This window comes from Rhodopseudomonas palustris (assembly GCF_013415845.1).
Taxonomy (GTDB): Bacteria; Pseudomonadota; Alphaproteobacteria; order Rhizobiales; family Xanthobacteraceae; genus Rhodopseudomonas; species Rhodopseudomonas palustris_F.
In genome coordinates, this window is record NZ_CP058907.1 from 4,328,878 (window position 1) to 4,347,041 (window position 18,164).

Sequence of the window (18,164 nt, forward strand, 5' to 3'; positions counted from 1 at the left end):
CGGCGATCCGCCCCCACCGGCCGCTCGCTGTGACGCGATGGCGTTTATTGGGCCGGGCCGCTATGGTTTATGAATTATTTACAGCCGCTGGCGCAGGATCCAGCTGCCCTACGGGTCTCTCTGAGGTGCGTCACAGGACCTGAGGAGCTACCATCACTCCGTCGGATTCGGATCCTGAGATGCAGCCCGGACGCAGCAAGGCCATTCCCTCCCGCAATGCCTCTGACAAGGCTTACGAGCCCGCTGTGCTGCTGATGCGTGCGCGTGTGCTCCATCAGCAGGGCCAGCTCGACGAGGCGCGCTCCGCCTATAAGAAGGTGCTGAAGAAGGCGCCGGACAATTTCATGGCGCTGCACTTCTACGCACTCGCCGAATATCAGAGCGGCAACGCTGAACTGGGCATCAAGACGCTGAAGCGTGCGCTACTGGCCGATCCGAAATCGGCGCAGGCGCAGTCCGACATGGGCAGCATGCTGATCGCGGTCGGCCGCTTCGCGGACTCTCTGGCGTCGTGCGACAAAGCGATCGCGATCGATCCGACACTGATGCTGGCTTACGCCAATCGCGGCCTCGCCCTCTCCGCTCTCGCCCGCTACGAAGACGCGATCGCCAGCTTCGACAAGGCGATCGAACTGATGCCGGATCGCGCCGATACCTGGAACGATCGCGGCAACGCGCTGCATAAGCTAGGACGCTACACCGAAGCGCTGGAGAGCTACGACAAGGCGATCGAGATCGATCCTCTCAGCGACGTCGCCTTCATGAACCGCGCCGGCACCTACAAGGATCTGAAGCAGCTCGACAAGGCCCTGGCGAGTTACGACCGCGCGCTGTCGATCGGCAAGCGGCCGGTCCAAGCCGGCCTCGCCCGCGCCGAAACCCTGCTGTTCATGCGCAACGTCAAGGACGCGATGGCGACCTGCACCGCGGTGCTGAAGGTCGAGCCGAACTCGGCAATCGCGCTTACGCTGCTCGGCAACTGCATGGCGTCGCTCGGCGATGCCGAGACCGCAATCGCCTTGCACAGCCGCGCCCTGGAGCTGATGCCGAACTACGAAGCGGCAATCTCCAGCAAGATCTTTTCGATGGACTTCTGCGCAGGCTCCAACGTCGAGGCGCAGCAGGCAGTTCGCAGCAGCTGGTGGACACAGATCGGCGCGCCGATCTACCGCGCCTGCGCCACTCCGCCGACCAACGACCGCGATCCCGATCGGCGCCTGGTTGTCGGCTACGTCTCGGCCGACTTCCGTGCGCATTCGGCGGCGTTCTCGTTCCGCCCGGTGATCGAGCATCACGACCACAGCCAGTTCGAAGTGGTGCTCTATTCGGGCGTGGTGGTGCCCGACGATTCCACTCGAGCCTTCGAAGCGATCGCGGACAAATGGCGCGACGCGACGCTGATGAGCGACCAGGGGCTCGCCGACCAGATTAAGGAAGACAAAGTCGATATTCTGGTTGACCTGTCCGGCCACTCCAACGGCAACCGGCTACGCGTGTTCGCCCGCAAGCCTGCTCCGGTGCAGGTCACCGCCTGGGGCCACGCCACCGGCACAGGCCTTCCGGTAATGGACTATCTGCTCGGAGACCCGGTGGCGATCCCGGTCGAAGATCGTCACTTTTATGCCGAAGCGGTCTATGACCTGCCGTCGATCGTCATCATCGAGCCGGTGCCGCAGCAATGGCGCTCTCTCGAACTACCGTTCGACCGCAATGGCTACCTGACCTACGGCTCGCTGAACCGCATTTCGAAAATCTCGGACGCGGCGATCGAGGTGTGGTCGCAGGTGCTCGCCGCGTCGCCAACGTCGCGGCTGATCCTGAAAGACCATCAGATCGACGACCCCGCGGTGCGGCAGACGCTACTGGAGAAATTCGGCGCGCGCGGCGTCGCAGCCAGCCGCATTACCTTGCTGGGCTCGAGCTCGCGCCAGGATCACCTGGAAACGCTGAAGCAGATCGATCTCTGCCTCGATCCGTTCCCGCAGGCTGGCGGCGTCTCCACCTGGGAAGCTCTGCATATGGGCGTTCCGGTGGTCAGCCGGCTCGGCCACACCGTGCCCAGCCGGGTCGGCTGTGCGGTGCTCGCCGCCGCCGGGCTGCCGGATTTCATCGCGCCCAATGACGCGCGCTACATCGAAATCGCCAGCAAGCCGGACCTTGAGCGGCTACGTTCGATCCGCCGCGGGCTGCGCGATTTCATCCTGCAGCGCTGCGGCCCGGCCGCCTACACCCGCGCGGTCGAAGACGCCTACCGGACGATGTGGAAGCGCTGGTGCGCCGCCCCGTTCGATGAAGCCAAGGACCGGGCCCTGCGCCGCGGGCGCTGAGCCCCGTTCCCGCTATACGCCAGCGCCGCCGCTGTGCTTTGGCGCGGAGCCAGGGACGAACGGCGCGATCAGCATTTCGCGCTTGATCAGCTCATCGTCGATCGACGGCAGCTGACTCTCCAGCGGCGCGCCGAACTTCAGCACCGGGTACAATTTCTGCGCCGGGTTGATTTCGACGTTGCAGAACACCGGGCCTCTGCGCGCATAGACATCGCGGAGCTGGCCGGCAATGTCGGCGCTGCGGCTGATCGTGACCACTGGCAGATCCATCGCCTCGGCAACTTTCCGGAAGTCGACGAACGACAGGCCGCTCGGCGCATCGACGCCGACATAGTGGCCATCGAGCCAGGTCTCCAGCGTCTGCTTCTGGATGCCATGGCCGTGATTATTGAACAGCATCAGCCGCACCGGCAGTTCGTGCCGCTTGAGCAGCGCCAACTCACCCAGCGACAGCATGAGGCCGCCGTCGCCGACGATGCAGGTGACACCGCCCCTCGCCTGCACCGCAGCGCCGATCGCCGCCGCCAGCGCGTAGCCCATCGCGGTGTTGTTCCAGTCCGAGATCAGCCGTTGCCCGCGTTTGATGCGGAAGCCGTTGCAGGTCCAGGTTAGGTTGCCGCCGGTGTCGACATAGAGCAGTTCGTCGGCGGGCGCAGCGTCGCTCAACTTGTCGATGAAGTCGTAGGCGTCGACGAAGCCGGCATTGTCGGGCGCGGGGCCAGGCCGATCATCCGGCAACGCGCTGCGCCAATGCCCGATGGTGTTCAGCCAAGCCTCGCGCGGCGGGGCCGCCTCGATCGCGGCGAGCAGCTTCGGCACGAAGGCGTCGAGCCGCGCTGCGATCCGCGTCGCGATGCGGATACCGCGGTCGTCGAACTTGTCCATCTCGCCGCGGCTGGCGTCGACCATCACGATCGTCGCCTCGCGTGCGAACGACGGCAGGATGCCGCCGGTGACGTTCTGCGACAGCCGGCTGCCGAGGCACAGGATCAGGTCGGCGTTCTGCACCGTGAAGTTACCGAGCCGCGGCCCATAGACGCCGAACGGCCCGACCCGCAGCGGATGGTCGGCTGCGATCAGATCAGTCGCCGCCCAGGTGGTCAGCACCGGCATGCCGAGGCGGCCGACGAGGTGATCCAGCATCGACCCGATCCGCGGCGTCGACAGCCCGCCGCCGAGCACCAGCACCGGCCGCTTGGCCCGCGCAATCAGCGGCAGCAGCGCCGCGATCTCGGCGTCGAGATCATTCGATGCGGCCTCTGGCTCCGGCATGAAGCCCGGCAACGCGTCGGGATCGATCTCGGCCCGTTGCAGATCGTCCGGCAGATCGATCAGCACCGAACCGGGCCGCCCCTCGAACGCGAGATGGTACGCCTTCTCCAGATGATAGCGGATCGTGGTCGGATCGGAGATCTGCACCGCGTATTTAGTCACGGTGGCGAAGATCGACGTCACGTCGGTCTCCTGAAACCCGAGCTGACGGATCTGGTTCTTGCCCTTCAGCCGATGGGTCGCGACCTGCCCGGTGATCATCAGCGTCGGCACGGAGTCGTAGTAGGCGCAGCACACCCCGGTCAGCAGATTGGTGGCGCCGGGACCCGAGGTGGTGATGGCAACGCCGAGCCTGCCGGTGGCGCGCGCGTAGCCGTCGGCAGCGATCGCGGCAGCCTGCTCGTGCTGGGGAAAGATCGGAGTGACGTCAGGGTGACGCTGGGCGGAGTCGAACATGTGTACCGCGGCGCCGCCGGAAATGCCGAACACATGGGTGACGCCGCGCCGCGCCAGAAAATCGATGACGTAGTCGGAGAGCTTCACGCGGATCCTCCTTGCGCGGCCGGTCAATTGCCGTGCCGGCGCAGCTTGTAGATGTTCGGATCGGTGGCGAGCCGTTCGGTCAGCGCCGCGCCGCCGCCTCGCCAGGCATCGTGTACCACCGAAAAATTACGTCCGCCGGTCGCGGCGCTGCCCGCTTCGAACGCCCATTCGATGCAACCAAAGATGTCTTCGTAAGACGTGCCCTGCACGCCGCTGTCGAGAAATTCCAACGTGCGGCGCAGATTGACGCCGGCGTCGTCACCGGCCTCGACGGTCTGACGATGGATCTTGGTGTTGACCCAGCCGGTACCGACCGCGATCGCGTGTACGTCTTGATACTCGTCGTCGAGCAGCTCGCACAGCTTCACCAGCATTACTTTGCCGAGGCAATAGGCCGAGTAGTTGCGGAACGGGCCGTTGATGCCGCCGCCTACCAGGAATGCGACCTTCGCGGTCGATGCTTGCGCACGCAACGGATACAGCGCATGCAGCAGCCGCATCTGCGCGACCGAATTCAGCGACAGCGACGCAGCCCACTCGTCGAAATTACGCCCGAAGAAATCTCCGATCGGCGACAATTGTCCCGCAGCGCTGATCAGCCGCTCCCAGGGCTTGCCGAGCGCCGCGATCTCCGTGGCTGCGCTGCGCACGCTGCCGGCATCGGTCAGATCGCAATGCACCAGATGGATGCCGGCATCGGCCTTCAGCTCGTCCAAATTCTCGCTGGAGCGATAGGTGCCGATGACCTCATAGCCCTGCGCCCGATACAGCTGCGCCAGCCTGACACCGATATCGCTGGAGATCGCCGCGATGATGACGCCGCCGCTCATCGCTGGGCCCCATAGGTCTTTGCCGCAGCCTGGGCGAAGGCTCGCGCTAGAGCGCCGTTCTTGTCGGTCATCAGGCCATACCAGGGATCGTCGTTATTGGTCTCCGTCATTGCGAGCCTAAGGCGAAGCAATTCAGGGGCCCCGTGCACCAGGCTGGATTGCTTCGCAGGCTGCACCTCCTCGTAAGGACGCGGAGAGGCGAGCACGGCCAGCGGATAGTCGAGCTGCGCCAGCGCCAGGCTCGACGGATTGCCGATGTCGCGGTGATAGCTGCCGTTGTGGAACGAGAAGATCCGCCCCATGAACACCGGCAGCACTTCGGTCGAGAAATCGACCACCGGTTTGCCGAGCGAGGCGATGAAGTCGATCACCTCGGGCTCGACGATATACACCGCCGCGTTGGCAAGATTGCCCTTGGGATGCTGCGGCTTCTCGTCCATCTCCAGGACGCGGCCGGCGGGATCGAGGGTGAGGATGCCGCAGCTCTGGGGATGATCGGTGACGAAACTCATCATCGTCATCGCCGTATCGGGCGGCCGCCCCGCATGGGCCGCGAGGAAGGCGCGCGGATCGAACAGGCTGAGATTGTCGGCATGGGCGAACAGCGTCGGCCCATCCGCGAAGTGCGCGCGATGCCGCAGCAGCGTGCCGGCGGTGCCGAGCAGCGTCGTTTCGGGTGCGAGGATCACCCGTTCTACCCACGGGCTGCGGCGGACGTACTCGCTCACGAGATCCGCATGGTGATGCAGATTGACGACGATCTCCGAGAACCCTGCCTCGCTCAGCATCTGCAGCCACAATCCAAGCAGCGGGCGCCCGGCGATCGGCATCAGGCATTTCGGCAGCACATCTGTGAGCGGGGCGAGCCGCGTGCCGAGGCCGGCCGCGACCAGCAGCGCCTTGGCGCCTCCGCTCATGTGTCGAGTTCCCGGATGATGTCACGCGCGGTGACCGGGATGTTGCCGATCCGGCCGACCTGGCAGGCCGCAGCGATCGAGGCCAGATAGGCGCTGCGCCAGATGTCGGTGCCGATCGCCAGCGCCAGCGCCGCACAGACGAAGAACGAGTCACCGGCGCCCGCCGCGTCTTTCGGCGCGGTGTTGAACGCCGGCAGCCGGTCGGTCACCACGGTGCCGGCGCTGCCGGTTTCGGCGTGGACCAAGAGGCCCTCGGCTGCCAGCGTCAGGATTACGTTCTTGGCGCGCGCCTTTTCACGCAAGGCTTCGACCAGCACGACAAGACCGGAGTCGAAATCGCGCATCGCCAGCCGCGCTTCGCGCTCGGTCGGCTTGATCAGCAGCATCTCGGCGAAGCGTGAGATATCACCGACCTGCGACGACGACTGGCTGTCGGCGACCATCGGAACGCCGCGAGCGCGGCACGCCTGCCCGATCGCCTCGACCAGCCGGGTCGGCAGGCAGCCGTAATTGAAGTCGGAAAACACCACCAGATCGGTGCTCGGCAGCCGGTGCTCGATCGTCTCCAGCATCCGCGTCTGCAGATCGGCATCGACGTCGTGCTGCTTGAGATGACTGACGCGCAGCAGCGTCTTGTTGCCGGCGCGAAACCGCTGCTTGGTGGTGGTCGGCCGGCTCTCGTCGGTGAGGATGGTGGCGTCGACGTTGTAGGAGGCCAGCCGCTCCCGTGCAAAGTCCGCCATCGCGTCGCCGCCGCCGACGGTGAGCAGGCCGACCTGCGCGCCCATGCCGGCCGCATGACCGGCGACGATGCCAGCACCGCCGACGAACAGCTCGCGCAGCACTGGCGTCACCACGATGGTCGGGTCTTCCTGCGACAGGCCGAGCGGATCGCAGGCGATGTACTCATCGACGATCAGGTCGCCGAGCACCAGCACGCGCAGCTTGGGAAATCCCGCCAGCACGTTCTTCAGTTCAAGCAACTCGAAGCGGTGCCGCCGCGGATAGTCCAGCGGCTTGACGATCGACGACGGATTGAACTCGCGAAACTCGCGCTTGATCAGATCGAGCGACGAGAACGCGACCTCGCCCGAGGAGAACACCAGCCGGCCGCCATAGCCGTCGAGCACCGCCTTCTCCGGATTGTCGGCGCCCTCGTGCTCCTTGCCCTTCACCACCACACTCGGCTGTAGCGCAGCGATGAAATCCTCCGGCGCATCGTGCAGCAGGAAGGCGTGATCGACCACGCCGATCGCGCGCACGCCTTCGAGCCGCAGCTCGGCCGGCAGCATCCAGTCGTAACCTGGATCGGCGGTGACGCCGACCACCAGATAGTCGCCGCAATCGGCCGCGAACTTCAACAGCCGGAGATGGCCGGGATGGACGATATTGAAATTGCCTGCGACGAAAACGATGCTGCGCCGGCGTCCGGCTTTTTTCCTGATATCCGCGAGCTCGGTGCTGGTTTCGGGATGCAGCATCGGCGTCACCTCAGCGACGGATCGATTTCGATCAGCGGGCGCACGCTGCGGCGTTGCTCCAGATCGTCCAGCGCCTCGTTGATCTCGTCGAGCTTGTAGCGGCGGGTGAACATCGCATCGAGCGGCAGCTTGCCGTCGCGGTACAGCCCCGCCAGCAGTTCGATGTCGCGTTCCGGCTTGCTGTCGCCTCCCCAGGTGCCGAGGATTCGCTTGCCGCAGATCAGTTCGAACGGATCGAGCGCGATCTTCTCGCCGCTCCGCGGGTGCGAGGCGAACACGCATAGCCCGCCGAACCGCCGCGTGGCGTCGAACGCCTGCTCGATCACGCGGGTGAGGCCGGCAGATTCGATTGCGTAGTCGACACCGAGGCCGCCGGTGAGCTTTCGGATCTCCTCGACCGGATCACTGCGCGAGGCGTCGATCACCGTCGTGGCGCCGAGCTCGGTCGCCATTTTCAGCTTGGCGGCTTCGACATCGACAGCAATCACCTGCTTACAGGCAAACAGCTTGCAGGCCATCAGCGCCGCGAGCCCGATGCCGCCGAGGCCGAAGATCGCCAGCGTCGCGCCCGGCTGCGGTTTGGCGATGTTGATGACGATGCCGGCGCCGACCGGCAGCGCGCAGCCGAACAGCACCGCAACGTCCATCGGCAGTCCGGCCGGCAGCGGCGTGACTCGGTTCTCCGCGACGACGGCATATTCGTTGAACGTGGTCACCGCGCCGGCGTTGATAACACGCTCCCCGCTGGCGTAGCGCACCCCCTGGGTGTCGGCGCCCTGCCCCTTGATCCAGCCGAGAATGACATGATCGCCGCGCTTGACCTTGGTGACCCCGCCACCGATCTCGACGACGACGCCGGAGCCTTCGTGCCCGAGCATGTGCGGCAGATAGCGATCCGGCCCGCGCCCGCCCCGCGCTTCCATCACCTGACTATGGCAGACGCCGGAATAGGCGAGCTTGACCAGCACCTGCCCCGCCGCGAGCGGTGGCGCCTCGACCGTCTCGATCGAGAGCAGCTGATTGAGTTCATGCAGCACCGCAGCGCGGAAGGTCACGGACATGACGACCTCCGCGCACTCGAGTCCTGCCCTCGCCCCGTCATGACGAGCGAAGCGAAGCAATCGAGGGGCTCCGGGCACTGAGCCCCTCGATTGCTTCGCCGGCTTCGCCTCCTTGCAATGACGGTGAAAGGTTGTGCCATCATCGCCCCCTCAAAACGGCCCCGAGAACCACGTACCCGGCACGTCGTGCGGGAAGGTCCGCTGAGCGACCAGCGAGGCGATTTCGACCTCGCGGCCGAGCATCCGGCCGACAGCCTCAGCGATGTGTTCGGCGCGGACATGATAATTTTTGGTCAGCGCCGGGCTGGTGGCCTCAGGGACGTCCGGCGCGGCGAGGCGCTGCGGCGCGCTTTTGAGGCTCGCGAAGTGATCGGTCGCGACGCGCGCGACGATTTCGCCGGCGACACCGCCGGTCAGATGCCCACTGTCCAGCGCCAGCAGACGCCCGGTTTTCTGCACCGATGCGATAACAGCCGGCCAGTCCAGCGGACGAATGCTGCGCAGGTCGATCAGATCGCAGGCGATGCCTTGCGTGGCGAGATGATCGACGGCATGCAGCGCTTCCACCGTCATGTAGCTCATCGCCACGATGGTCACCGCATCGCCCTGGCGCACGATGCGGGCCTTGCCGAGAGGGCTGCGGACATCGCCCGCCGGCACCTCGCCCTTCATGTTGTGCAGCCAGCGGTGCTCCAGGAAGATCACCGGATCGTCGTCGAAGATCGCGCCAAGCAGCAGCCCCTTGGCATCCTCGGCGGTGGTCGGCATCACCACCTTCAGCCCCGGGATATGCGCGAACCAGGATTGCAGGCTCTGCGAATGCGTCGGACCCTGGCCCCAGCCGCGGCCAATGATCATCCGGATGGTGATCGGCACGCCGCGCTTGCCGCCGAACATGAAGCGCCATTTGGCGGCGTTGTTGACGAGCTGATCGAGCGACAGCAGCGCGAAGTCGAGCCGCTGATGCGTCATCACCGGCCGCATCCCGTTCAGCGCCGCGCCGATCGCAAAGCCGGTCATCGCCGCTTCCGAGGTCGGCATGTCGAACACACGGTCGGAGCCGAACTGTTTGTGCAGGTCGAGCGTGGTGCCGAACACGCCCTTGGGGTCGTCGGTGCCTAGGCCGAAGCAGATCACATCGTCGTCGACCGCAAGCGCGGTGGCGAGCCCATCCCGGATGGCTGCGGCGAAGGTGGTTGCCATTTTCGCCCTCCCTAGCCTGCTGCTGACGCATAGACGTCGGTGAAGGCGTCTTCGGGCGGCGGAAACGGCGAGCTTTCTGCGAAGGCGAACGCCTCCTCGATCTCGGCATCGATCTCCGCCTGCATGTCGGCGACGTCGGCGGCGGTCACGATAGCTTCGGTGATCAGCGCACGCTGCAACGCCGGCACCGGATCGCGTAGCTTCCACGCCTCGAATTCGGCCATCGTGCGATAGCCGAGGTCGTTGTCGTACATCGGGCCGCAATGCTCGCGCCAGCGATAGGTCTCGAATTCGTAGAACCGCGGCCCCTCGCCGGCCCGGATCGCCGCAACGCCTTCGCTCAGCGCGGCATACACGGCGCGCGCATCATTGCCGTCGCCGTGATGCGTCTTGAGGCCGAAGCCGGCGACAAGCTCGTACAGCTTGCGGCCGGGCGGCTGCCGCACCGACAGCGGCGAATACACCGAGTAGCCGTTGTTCTCGCACAGGAACAACACCGGGAGCTGCTTCACGACCGCGAAGTTCACCGACTCGAAGAACACGCCGGTTTCCGGAACCGCGTCGCCAAGAAACACGCAGGAAATCTGACCCGTCTGATTCAGCTTCATCGGATACGACAGCCCGACGCCGACGGGCACCGTTCCGCCGACGATCGCGGTCGAGCCCATGAAGCCGACGCTCTCGTCGACCAGATGCATCGAGCCGCCTTTGCCGCGGGCGCAGCCGGTGACCTTGCCGTAGATCTCGGCGATCATCGCCTTCAGTGATCCGCCCTTAGCAAGATAGTGCGCGTGGGCGCGATGACCGCTGACTGCAAGATCGGTCGGCCTCAGCACCGCTCCGGCCGCCGCAGAGACGGCCTCCTGCCCGACCGAGAGATGCGTCGGGCAGCGCATCTTCTGCTCGCCGTAGCGCGCCGCGATGGTCTCCTCCACGCTGCGGATCCGCAGCATGTCGAACAACAGGCGGCGCGAGGTCTCGGGATTCATGGGATGAACCAGTAGTAATCGCCGGTGTAGCCGATCTGGGCGAAGAAGGCCTTCCACTCGTCGACATGCATGATGGTCTGAGCGGTCAGATTCCACGCCATCATCCTGCGTTTCTCCTCGTCGTCGCGATAGGCATCGACGGTGATGAACGCGCCCTTGCGCGCCACCCGCTCGATCTCGCGCAGCGCAGCCGCACAGTCGTCACGGACGAGGTTGTGCACCGTGTTGACCGAGATCACCACGTCGAACGACTTATCGGCGAACGGCAGCTTCACCGCGCTGGCGACGCTGAGGTGGGGCTTCATGTCGTCGATCGCATGCGCGATCGCGTAATCCGAGACGTCGACGCCCTTCACGGTGATGCCGGGGATCAGCTCGGCCATATCGTGCAGCATGAAGCCTTTGGCGCAGCCGACATCGAGCACCGACGACGAGGCATCGAGGCCGAAATGCTGCTGGAAGGTCGGGATCACCGGCTGCCAGAACCGCGGCAAATAGTTGAAGCCGCCATAGCCGTGGCGGCGGTCGCCGTCGAAAAACTCCTTGCCGAAGCGCCGCGCAATCGCGCGATCCTCTTCGGACTTGGTTTGGCCGCGCTCGTCGACATTGCGCTTGGTGCGCGGATAGTTGACGAGCAGATCGATTTCCTGACCCATTGCGGTCCTCAAGGCTTGTGCGCGTAGTCGAACGGCTGGCTCTTCAGTTCTTCGAACCAGCGATCGATCCAGGCGATCGTCTGTTCGATGCCCTGCTCCAGCGTGATCTGGTCGCTCCAGCCGAGTTCGCTGCGCAATTTGCTGCTGTCGAGCTTGTAGGCGGCGTCCTTGCCGAGCCGCTCGCCAACGATCTCGACCTGATCCTCGAACCGCACGCCCATCATCGCGCAGATCATCTCCACCAGGGCGCGGATGGTGACGATCCGGTCGGTGGAGATGTGATAGCTGTCGCCAAGCTTGCCGTTGCAGGCGATCCGCCTGGTGGCGTCGGCGACATCGGCCGCATGGATGAACGAGCGCTCCGAGGTTCCGCCGCCGTGCAGCTGCAGCTTGCGGCCGAGCTTGATGAACAGGATGGTGCGCGGCACGATCCGATACAGCCGCTGCCCGGGGCCATAGACATTGGCCGCACGGGTGAACAGCACGGGAAAGCCGTAGGCGCGGAAATACGATCGTAAGCTCATGTCGCCGGCGGCGCGCGACACCGCATAGGGCGTCGATGGATCGAACACCGCATCCTCGGTCAGCGTGCCGGTGGCGTTGCCGTACACTTCCGGCGTGGTGACGTGGACGTAGCGCTCGAGGAAGTCACAAATCCGCAGACGCTCGTGCAGCCGCACCGTCGACACCACATTGGTCATGAACCAATGGTCCGGATTGGCCCAGCTCTCGCCGACCATGCTCTGCGCGGCAAAATTGATGATGCAGGGAAACCGCTCGGCGGTCACCAGTTGCATGATCGCGTCGAGATCGTGGTTGAGGTCGAGCTTCTGAAACCGGAAGCGATCGGCCTTCTTCCAGCGATACGGCAGGAATGCCGGATGCGGCTCGTCGGAGCGGCTGATGCCGACGACGTCGGCACCCTGGTCGAGCAGATAGCTGACCATCGAGGCACCGGTAAACGAATTCGAACCGATCACCAGATATTTGTCGAAGCCCGCGCGGGCCATCGCACACGGCGCGGACGCGGGAACGATACCGGTCACGCCTGTAGGCTCCGCTGCATCCAGCGCAGATTGTAGTGGCGGTCCTCGTTCTTCAATTCGCCGCGCTGGAATTTGACGATGATCTCGCGGATCGCGTCGTTCACCGTCTTCTTCGGCTTGAAGCCGGTCGCCAGCAGCTTGTCGGAATTGATCCGGTAGGAGCGCGGATCGTTCGAGGCGGTGACGGTGATCTTGGTCGGCACCTGGGCGTCGACCATCTTGGCGATGTCGAGGATCGAGATGTTCTCGAAACCGGCATTATAGATGCCGCGCAGCTCGGGCCGGTCGAGCAGCATCAGGTACAGATCGGTGATGTCGTCGATGTGGATGTTGGGACGGACCTGATTGCCGCCGAACACAGTAATCTCACCGTTGGTCAGCGCCTGCATGGTCAGCATGTTGACCGAGACATCGAGCCGCATTCGCGGCGAGGGCCCGCACACCGTCGCCGGGCGTACGATCTGCACCGCCATGTCGCCGGCGTAGCTGAGCATCACCCGCTCGGCCACCATCTTGGTCTTGTTGTATTCGGAGATCGGCTCCAACGTCAGGTCCTCGGTGACCTGCTCTTCGTCCTTGATGCCGTAGACGCTGCCGGACGACGCGTAGACGAAGCGCTGGATGCCGGCGCGCGCGGCGCGGTCGGCGAGCTGCATGGTGGCGAGTGCGCTGATCTCCCAGGTCAGCTTGGGATCGAGATCGCCGCACGGATCGTTGGCCACCGAAGCCAGATGCACGATCGCGTCGATCCCGGAGAGGTCGATCGAGCTGGTATCGCGAACGTCGCCACGTATCACGGTAAGCGCGGGATGCGGCGGCAGATCGTTGCCGAACCACATGATGTCGAACGCCACCACTTCGTCGCCGCGTGCCAGAAGCTTCGGCACCAGCGTGGTTCCGACGTAGCCGCAGGCGCCGGTCACCAGGATCTTCATCGCTTCATTCCCACTGATAAGCCCGTCCCACGGCGCGCCGCATCGCGGCGCCGACGAATCATTGCAAGCCTGAATGCAAGAGATACACGCATTTTTGCACGCCCTGATAGGGCCGCGCGGATCGTCGCTCGCCTGGTCCGGTCAGCCGGCGGCCGGCAGCGGCACGCGCTGGCCGCAGGCGAAATCGAGAATGGCATGGCAGATTGTCAGATGGCCGAGCTCGACAAAACCGTATTGGTCGGAGGCCAGATAGAAATTGATGTCGCCCTCGCGGCGCAGCGGATTGTCGGCCGAAAAACCGCTTAAGGTGATCACCCGGCAGCCGCGCGCACGAGCAGCAGCGACGGCGTTGAGGATGTTCGGCGAGCGACCGGACGAGGAGATCGCGATCAACAGGTCGCCTTCCTGCGCGAACAGTTCGATCTGCTTGGCGAAGACCTGCTCGTAGCCGTAGTCGTTGCCGAGGCAGGTCAGCATCGCACCGTCGTTGAGGCAGAGCGCGCGCATGCCGCCGTTCTTGGAATAGTCGGTCGCCATGTGGCTGGCGATCGCAGCGCTGCCGCCATTGCCGATGAACATCAGCTTGCGGCCGTCGGCATGGACTTCGCGGGCCCAGGCGATCACCAGCGAGGCGGCGACTTCCTGCGCGAACGGCCGGCCTTCGCAATCGGAGGCCTGCGCGGCGGCGAGAGTCGCCCGGAGGTGGTCGTAATAGCCGAGCATCTGCCGTTTCGACAGCAGCGGCGTCGCGGCGACATCCTCAGGAACGTCGTCGGGAATGGGGGCGGTGCTGTTACGCGACTGCGTCATCGGCGTCCTCGGCATTCCGAGCCATCACGGTTGCGCGTGATTCGTTAGCAATGTGTAAATCATGACCGGCCGCGGCGTCCGGCGCCGATCGCCTCGGAATACTACCTGGCGATTGCGTGAGGTCATGACGGCGGCAGCCCCGGGATCGCGTCCTTGGCGGTGAGGAAGGCGCTGCCCTGCTTGTAGGAGATCGGCAGGTCGGCCAGCGTCTCCGCCCGGCGCCAGCCGGTCTTTTGGGTGAACAGTTGCACCCCAGCGCCGCGCGCATAATCAAAGATGGCCGCGGCGTTGGCGTCGCTGCCAATCTCGAGCATGATGTCGATTGTGGCCCAACGCTCGCGCGGCAGCGAGGTGATGATCACCGCCTCGTGGCCTTCGGCGTCGATCTTGGCGAAGTCGGCCTTTGCGGCGATCTCGTCGAACGCGGCGAGCCGCACCTTGAAGCGGTCGATCTCGCCATAGGGATCGAGCTTGGCCCCGGCAATATGGCTGCCGGTGGTGTTGCCGCGCAACCGGAGGAACTCCGCCTCACCCGGTTGCGCCGACACCGCCGCCTCGTTGACGCGGACGGTGGTGACGCCGTTGGCACGCATGTTGGCCAGGAACAGAGCGACGTGCTCGGGGTCCGGCTCGTAGGTTTCAACCGTGAAGCCGCAACGCGCCATTACGAGGCTGTGCAGACCGATGTTGCCGCCGATGTCGGCGACGCGCCGGTATCGATCGCGGTTCTGCCAATAAAACGAAAACAGGATCAGCTCGTCGAGCCCGAACAGGTCGAGCGAGTCCACCGCCCCCATCCGGTGATACGGAAAGCTGATCGGCCCGAACGGTCCGAACGGCACGTCGGTGCCGCCGCGGGCGAACAGCGCCACCACCGCGCTGCGGGCGGCCGAGGCCAAGGCCGTGTAGGCGGCTCCACCCGGCGCGTGATGCCGCGCCAGCTCGGGCAGAGCGGTGATGATATCAGCGAGGATCCGGTCGGGCCCCGGCGCATATGGCGCCGGCGCAGCACTGGAATCGGCCCTCGGAGCGGTATCGGTCATGCAACGGCGCCGTTGAAAAAGATGAGCCCGAATCACCTGCACCTTACTGCATCCCTGCCCGCAACACGAACCTCGGGAGGGCGGCAGCCGGAGCAGAAAGAAAGGCGGCGGGGTCGCCCCCGCCGCCTTCCGTCGTTTGATCAGCTACGCGGCGATTAGCGGAGGAGCTGCAGCACGCCCTGCTGAGACTGGTTGGCCAGCGACAGCGCGGACACCGCGATCGACTGGCGGGTCGTCAGCGCCTGGCTGTTCGCCGCTTCCTCGTTGGTGTCGGCCAGCGTGAGGTTCGACGAACCGGTCTGCAGCACGTTGATCAGGCTCTTCGAGAAGTCCTGACGGGCCTGCACGATCGACAGGTTCGAACCGAACGCGGAGGCCTGCGACCGCAGGGCGGTCGAAGCGGTGCTCAGCTTGCTCAGCACGGCGTTGGTGGCGTTGTTGTCGATGAAGTCGACGCCAGAGCTCAGGTTCGACAGGCCGAGGCCGGTCGGGTTGAAGGTGACGCCCTGGATCGAGATCGTCGACTTGCCGGTTTCGTTGAACACCAGCTTCAGGGTGTCGCCGTTCAGCAGGTTCACACCGTTGAACGACGCGTCCTGAGCCGTGGTCTTGATCTGGTCGAGCACGTCGTTGAACTGCTTGACCAGGCCGGCGCGGGTGGTCTGGGCGTTGACGTCGACCACCGGCGCGTTCGGCACCGAGAAGGTCAGGGTCGAAGCCAGGGTGCCGCCGATCACACCGCCGTCCGAGCCGCCCAGAGTGTGGGAGGCGTAGTCGTTCGACGCTGCGATCGTGAGCTTGCCGGAGGCGTTGTCGATCGACGCCGTCAGGTTGTTGGACGCCAGCGCAGCGTTCAGCTGAGCGAGCGACTTGACGGTACCGTTGGTGCCGTCGCCGAAGGTGACGTTGGTGGCCGCACCGCCGTTGAAGGAGGTGAAGGTCAGCGTCTTGCCGTTCAGGCTGCCGGCCGAAGCGCCACGAGCCGAGGTGAACGAGGTGGAGATGCCGCTCGGACCGGTGAGGCCGAGGGCAGCCAGCGCGTTGCCGGTGCCGGTGATGCTAAGGTCGGAGGCAAGTCCGGTCGACAGCTTCAGCGAGCCGCTCGTGATCGACGAGTTGGCCGTGCCGTTGGCAGTCGAGATCGTCGCACCGGAGACACCCAGCGAAGCCGTGCGGACGCCGGTGGCGAGGTCGATGGCCTTCAGGACGTCATCGATGGTGCCCTTCTGCAGGTACACGGTCGAATTGCCCTGGCCATCGGTCTCGACGTTGCCGGAGATGCCCTGGTGGGTCGACGACGCAGTCGGAACAGCGGCGTTCTTGAAGGTGATGGTCTTGCCGTTCACGTTCAGCGTGGAGCCGTCCGCGATCAGCGTGCCCATCGTGGTGCCGCTGGTGGTGCGCTGCTTGGTGAGGGTCAGCGGACCGGTACCGGTAGCGCTGGTCAGACCGAGGTTCTTGAACAGGTCGGTCCAGCCGGTGACGTTGAGGTCGGCGCCGGTCGAGCTGCGGATGGTGGTGATACCACCGGTGACGTCCGAAGCAGTCTGGCCGGAGTTGGTGCTGATGGTTGCGACACCCGACGAGATGGTCGCCGACTTGACGCCGTTGGCCAGATCGATCGCGGTCAGCAGGTCACCAACGGTCGCGTTGCTGAACTTGGTCTGGTCACCGAGATAGATCGTCGAGTTGCCGTTGCCGTCGGTGCCGATACGGCCGAGAACACCGGTGCCCGTCGGGATGTTATTGCCCTGCGGAGCGTCGGAGGTCTTGAACGTAATGGTCTTGCCGTTGACCGTCAGCTGGGTGCCGTCCGCGATCGCCGCGGTGGTGAGGCCACCATGGGTGTTGAACAGCTGCGTCGTGGCCGAGATGTTGGCCGAGGCGGTCGCAGCCGCGGTGTCGACGGTCTGCGCGGTCAGGCCGAGCTTGGCCAGCACGGCGCCGCCGGCGTTGTCGCCGATCGTCAGCGGGCTGTTGGTGCCCGAGTGCAGTTCCAGCTTGCCGGCGGTGATGGTCGACGAATGGCCGGTGTTGCCGTTGATATCGTCGATCGTGTTGGCCAGCTTGGTCAGGGTCTGGTCGAGACCGATCGTGTAGTTGCCGTTGCTGTCCTTGCTGGCGGCACCGGCAGTGGTGAAGGTGATGGTCTTGCCGTTCACCGTGATCGAGTCGCCCGCAGCCGGACCGGTCGCCGTGGTGGTCGAACCGTTGGTGAGGTCGCTGATCAGGTTGGAGCCGCCCGCGGTGGCGGCGGCGGTGCCGACGCTGAGAACGCTGCCGAGCGCGGTGTTGTCAGCGGCGCCGAGAGCGGTCACAGCCGTACCCGCCGCGATGCTGACGATCGCACCGCCGAGGGTGTCGGAGCCGGACGCAGCGGTGCTGCCACCCGCGGTGCCGTCGAAGATCACGTTGCCGGTGGCAACCGCGTTCGAGTAGCTCTGGGTACCGCGCAGGTCGTCAGCGGTGGCGCCGGAGATGGTGGCCGACACGTTCGACTTGGTGGCGTAGCCGGAGGTCGTCTGCAGGGCCTGGTTGGCGATCGACTTGGCGCTGTCCACCAGCTTGTTCAGCGAGGTGATGCCGGTATTGGCGGCCTGCAGGATCTGCACGCCGTTGCCGATGCCATCGAGGAGGTTGTTGATGTCGCTGGCGCGGCTGTCGAGCGAAGCGGCGGTGAAGAAGTTAGTCGGATTATCGAGCGCCGTGTTCACCTTCTTGCCGGACGAGAGGCGGCTTTGGGTGGTGGCGAGCAAGTCAGCCGTGGCCTGGAGCGAAGAAAGATTCTGGCGAACGGCGTTGGATAGAACGATACCGGACATTGTGATGCTACCTTCCTGGTGTGCAAACGCGATCTTCTTGATCGGTCGCGGCACCTTGCCGGCCAGACTCTAAAAATGCGTAAAGTCAGAGAACCGGGTTTAACGGAAGGAATCGCCCGTAAAATCACTGGCTTGTGCAAGATGAGACGGACGTGGAGACGCGGCTCGCAGCCTCGCAAGACTACGTAATTTGCCAGGATCAGTGAGCGTTTAGGAGGACTTGTGCTGC

14 protein-coding genes are annotated in these 18,164 nt (G+C 65.0%); 1 reads left to right on the forward strand and 13 read right to left on the reverse strand.

The genetic code is table 11. From position 1 onward, the window contains the following. Window positions 1–179 precede the first annotated feature (179 nt). Entirely contained in the window at window positions 180–2,327 is a 2,148-nt protein-coding gene (locus tag HZF03_RS19795; RefSeq protein ID WP_119019663.1) for an O-linked N-acetylglucosamine transferase, SPINDLY family protein, read from the forward strand. Between the two features lie 12 nt (window positions 2,328–2,339). On the opposite strand, the gene HZF03_RS19800 is transcribed toward HZF03_RS19795, so the two are convergent. The 13 genes from HZF03_RS19800 to HZF03_RS19860 all read right to left on the reverse strand — a co-directional run bounded on the left by HZF03_RS19800 (window position 2,340) and on the right by HZF03_RS19860 (window position 17,935). After that, window positions 2,340–4,142, reverse strand: a complete 1,803-nt coding sequence (locus HZF03_RS19800; RefSeq protein WP_119019662.1) for a thiamine pyrophosphate-binding protein — start codon at window positions 4,140–4,142, stop codon at window positions 2,340–2,342. A gap of 23 nt (window positions 4,143–4,165) precedes the next feature. After that, entirely contained in the window at window positions 4,166–4,972 is an 807-nt protein-coding gene (locus tag HZF03_RS19805; RefSeq protein WP_119019661.1) for an SDR family NAD(P)-dependent oxidoreductase, read from the reverse strand. Continuing rightward, complete coding sequence (locus HZF03_RS19810; RefSeq protein ID WP_119019660.1) at window positions 4,969–5,889, reverse strand: nucleotidyltransferase family protein; 921 nt, start codon at window positions 5,887–5,889, stop codon at window positions 4,969–4,971. Before HZF03_RS19810 ends, HZF03_RS19805 begins: the two co-directional genes overlap by 4 nt. Continuing rightward, entirely contained in the window at window positions 5,886–7,370 is a 1,485-nt protein-coding gene (locus tag HZF03_RS19815; protein WP_119019675.1) for a PfkB family carbohydrate kinase, read from the reverse strand. The genes HZF03_RS19810 and HZF03_RS19815 overlap by 4 nt, the downstream gene beginning before the upstream one ends. 5 nt (window positions 7,371–7,375) lie before the next feature. Further along, entirely contained in the window at window positions 7,376–8,431 is a 1,056-nt protein-coding gene (locus HZF03_RS19820) for a zinc-binding dehydrogenase (protein WP_119019659.1), read from the reverse strand. Window positions 8,432–8,581: 150 nt separating this feature from the next. Further along, a complete protein-coding gene (locus tag HZF03_RS19825) occupies window positions 8,582–9,634 on the reverse strand; it encodes an alpha-ketoacid dehydrogenase subunit beta (protein ID WP_104512364.1) in 1,053 nt (350 codons plus the stop codon). Between the two features lie 11 nt (window positions 9,635–9,645). After that, window positions 9,646–10,623 carry a thiamine pyrophosphate-dependent dehydrogenase E1 component subunit alpha gene (locus HZF03_RS19830; RefSeq protein ID WP_119019658.1) on the reverse strand — a complete coding sequence of 326 codons (978 nt, stop codon included), beginning with the start codon at window positions 10,621–10,623 and terminating at the stop codon, window positions 9,646–9,648. Next, on the reverse strand, window positions 10,620–11,279 hold the full coding sequence (locus HZF03_RS19835; protein WP_119019657.1) for a class I SAM-dependent methyltransferase: 660 nt from the start codon (window positions 11,277–11,279) through the stop codon (window positions 10,620–10,622). Before HZF03_RS19835 ends, HZF03_RS19830 begins: the two co-directional genes overlap by 4 nt. A gap of 8 nt (window positions 11,280–11,287) precedes the next feature. Then, window positions 11,288–12,325, reverse strand: a complete 1,038-nt coding sequence (locus HZF03_RS19840; RefSeq protein ID WP_119019656.1) for a GDP-mannose 4,6-dehydratase — start codon at window positions 12,323–12,325, stop codon at window positions 11,288–11,290. Beyond that, window positions 12,322–13,260, reverse strand: a complete 939-nt coding sequence (locus tag HZF03_RS19845) for an NAD-dependent epimerase/dehydratase family protein (RefSeq protein ID WP_011159462.1) — start codon at window positions 13,258–13,260, stop codon at window positions 12,322–12,324. The genes HZF03_RS19840 and HZF03_RS19845 overlap by 4 nt, the downstream gene beginning before the upstream one ends. A 141-nt stretch (window positions 13,261–13,401) precedes the next feature. Further along, window positions 13,402–14,070 carry an SIS domain-containing protein gene (locus tag HZF03_RS19850; RefSeq protein WP_011159463.1) on the reverse strand — a complete coding sequence of 223 codons (669 nt, stop codon included), beginning with the start codon at window positions 14,068–14,070 and terminating at the stop codon, window positions 13,402–13,404. A gap of 122 nt (window positions 14,071–14,192) precedes the next feature. Further along, a complete protein-coding gene (locus tag HZF03_RS19855) occupies window positions 14,193–15,113 on the reverse strand; it encodes an FkbM family methyltransferase (protein ID WP_119019655.1) in 921 nt (306 codons plus the stop codon). Between the two features lie 155 nt (window positions 15,114–15,268). Further along, on the reverse strand, window positions 15,269–17,935 hold the full coding sequence (locus HZF03_RS19860) for a DUF1522 domain-containing protein (protein WP_119019674.1): 2,667 nt from the start codon (window positions 17,933–17,935) through the stop codon (window positions 15,269–15,271). Window positions 17,936–18,164: the final 229 nt, after the last annotated feature.

Excerpts from the sequence above, each read along its gene's own strand:
- HZF03_RS19795 (WP_119019663.1), top strand. The coding sequence starts at position 180 with ATGCAGCCCGGACGCAGCAAGGCCATTCCCTCCCGCAATGCCTCTGAC.
- HZF03_RS19805 (WP_119019661.1), bottom strand. The coding sequence starts at position 4,972 with ATGAGCGGCGGCGTCATCATCGCGGCGATCTCCAGCGATATCGGTGTC.
- HZF03_RS19810 (WP_119019660.1), bottom strand. The coding sequence starts at position 5,889 with ATGAGCGGAGGCGCCAAGGCGCTGCTGGTCGCGGCCGGCCTCGGCACG.
- HZF03_RS19815 (WP_119019675.1), bottom strand. The coding sequence starts at position 7,370 with ATGCTGCATCCCGAAACCAGCACCGAGCTCGCGGATATCAGGAAAAAA.
- HZF03_RS19820 (WP_119019659.1), bottom strand. The coding sequence starts at position 8,431 with ATGTCCGTGACCTTCCGCGCTGCGGTGCTGCATGAACTCAATCAGCTG.
- HZF03_RS19825 (WP_104512364.1), bottom strand. The coding sequence starts at position 9,634 with ATGGCAACCACCTTCGCCGCAGCCATCCGGGATGGGCTCGCCACCGCG.
- HZF03_RS19830 (WP_119019658.1), bottom strand. The coding sequence starts at position 10,623 with ATGAATCCCGAGACCTCGCGCCGCCTGTTGTTCGACATGCTGCGGATC.
- HZF03_RS19835 (WP_119019657.1), bottom strand. The coding sequence starts at position 11,279 with ATGGGTCAGGAAATCGATCTGCTCGTCAACTATCCGCGCACCAAGCGC.
- HZF03_RS19845 (WP_011159462.1), bottom strand. The coding sequence starts at position 13,260 with ATGAAGATCCTGGTGACCGGCGCCTGCGGCTACGTCGGAACCACGCTG.
- HZF03_RS19850 (WP_011159463.1), bottom strand. The coding sequence starts at position 14,070 with ATGACGCAGTCGCGTAACAGCACCGCCCCCATTCCCGACGACGTTCCT.
- HZF03_RS19855 (WP_119019655.1), bottom strand. The coding sequence starts at position 15,113 with ATGACCGATACCGCTCCGAGGGCCGATTCCAGTGCTGCGCCGGCGCCA.
- HZF03_RS19860 (WP_119019674.1), bottom strand. The coding sequence starts at position 17,935 with ATGTCCGGTATCGTTCTATCCAACGCCGTTCGCCAGAATCTTTCTTCG.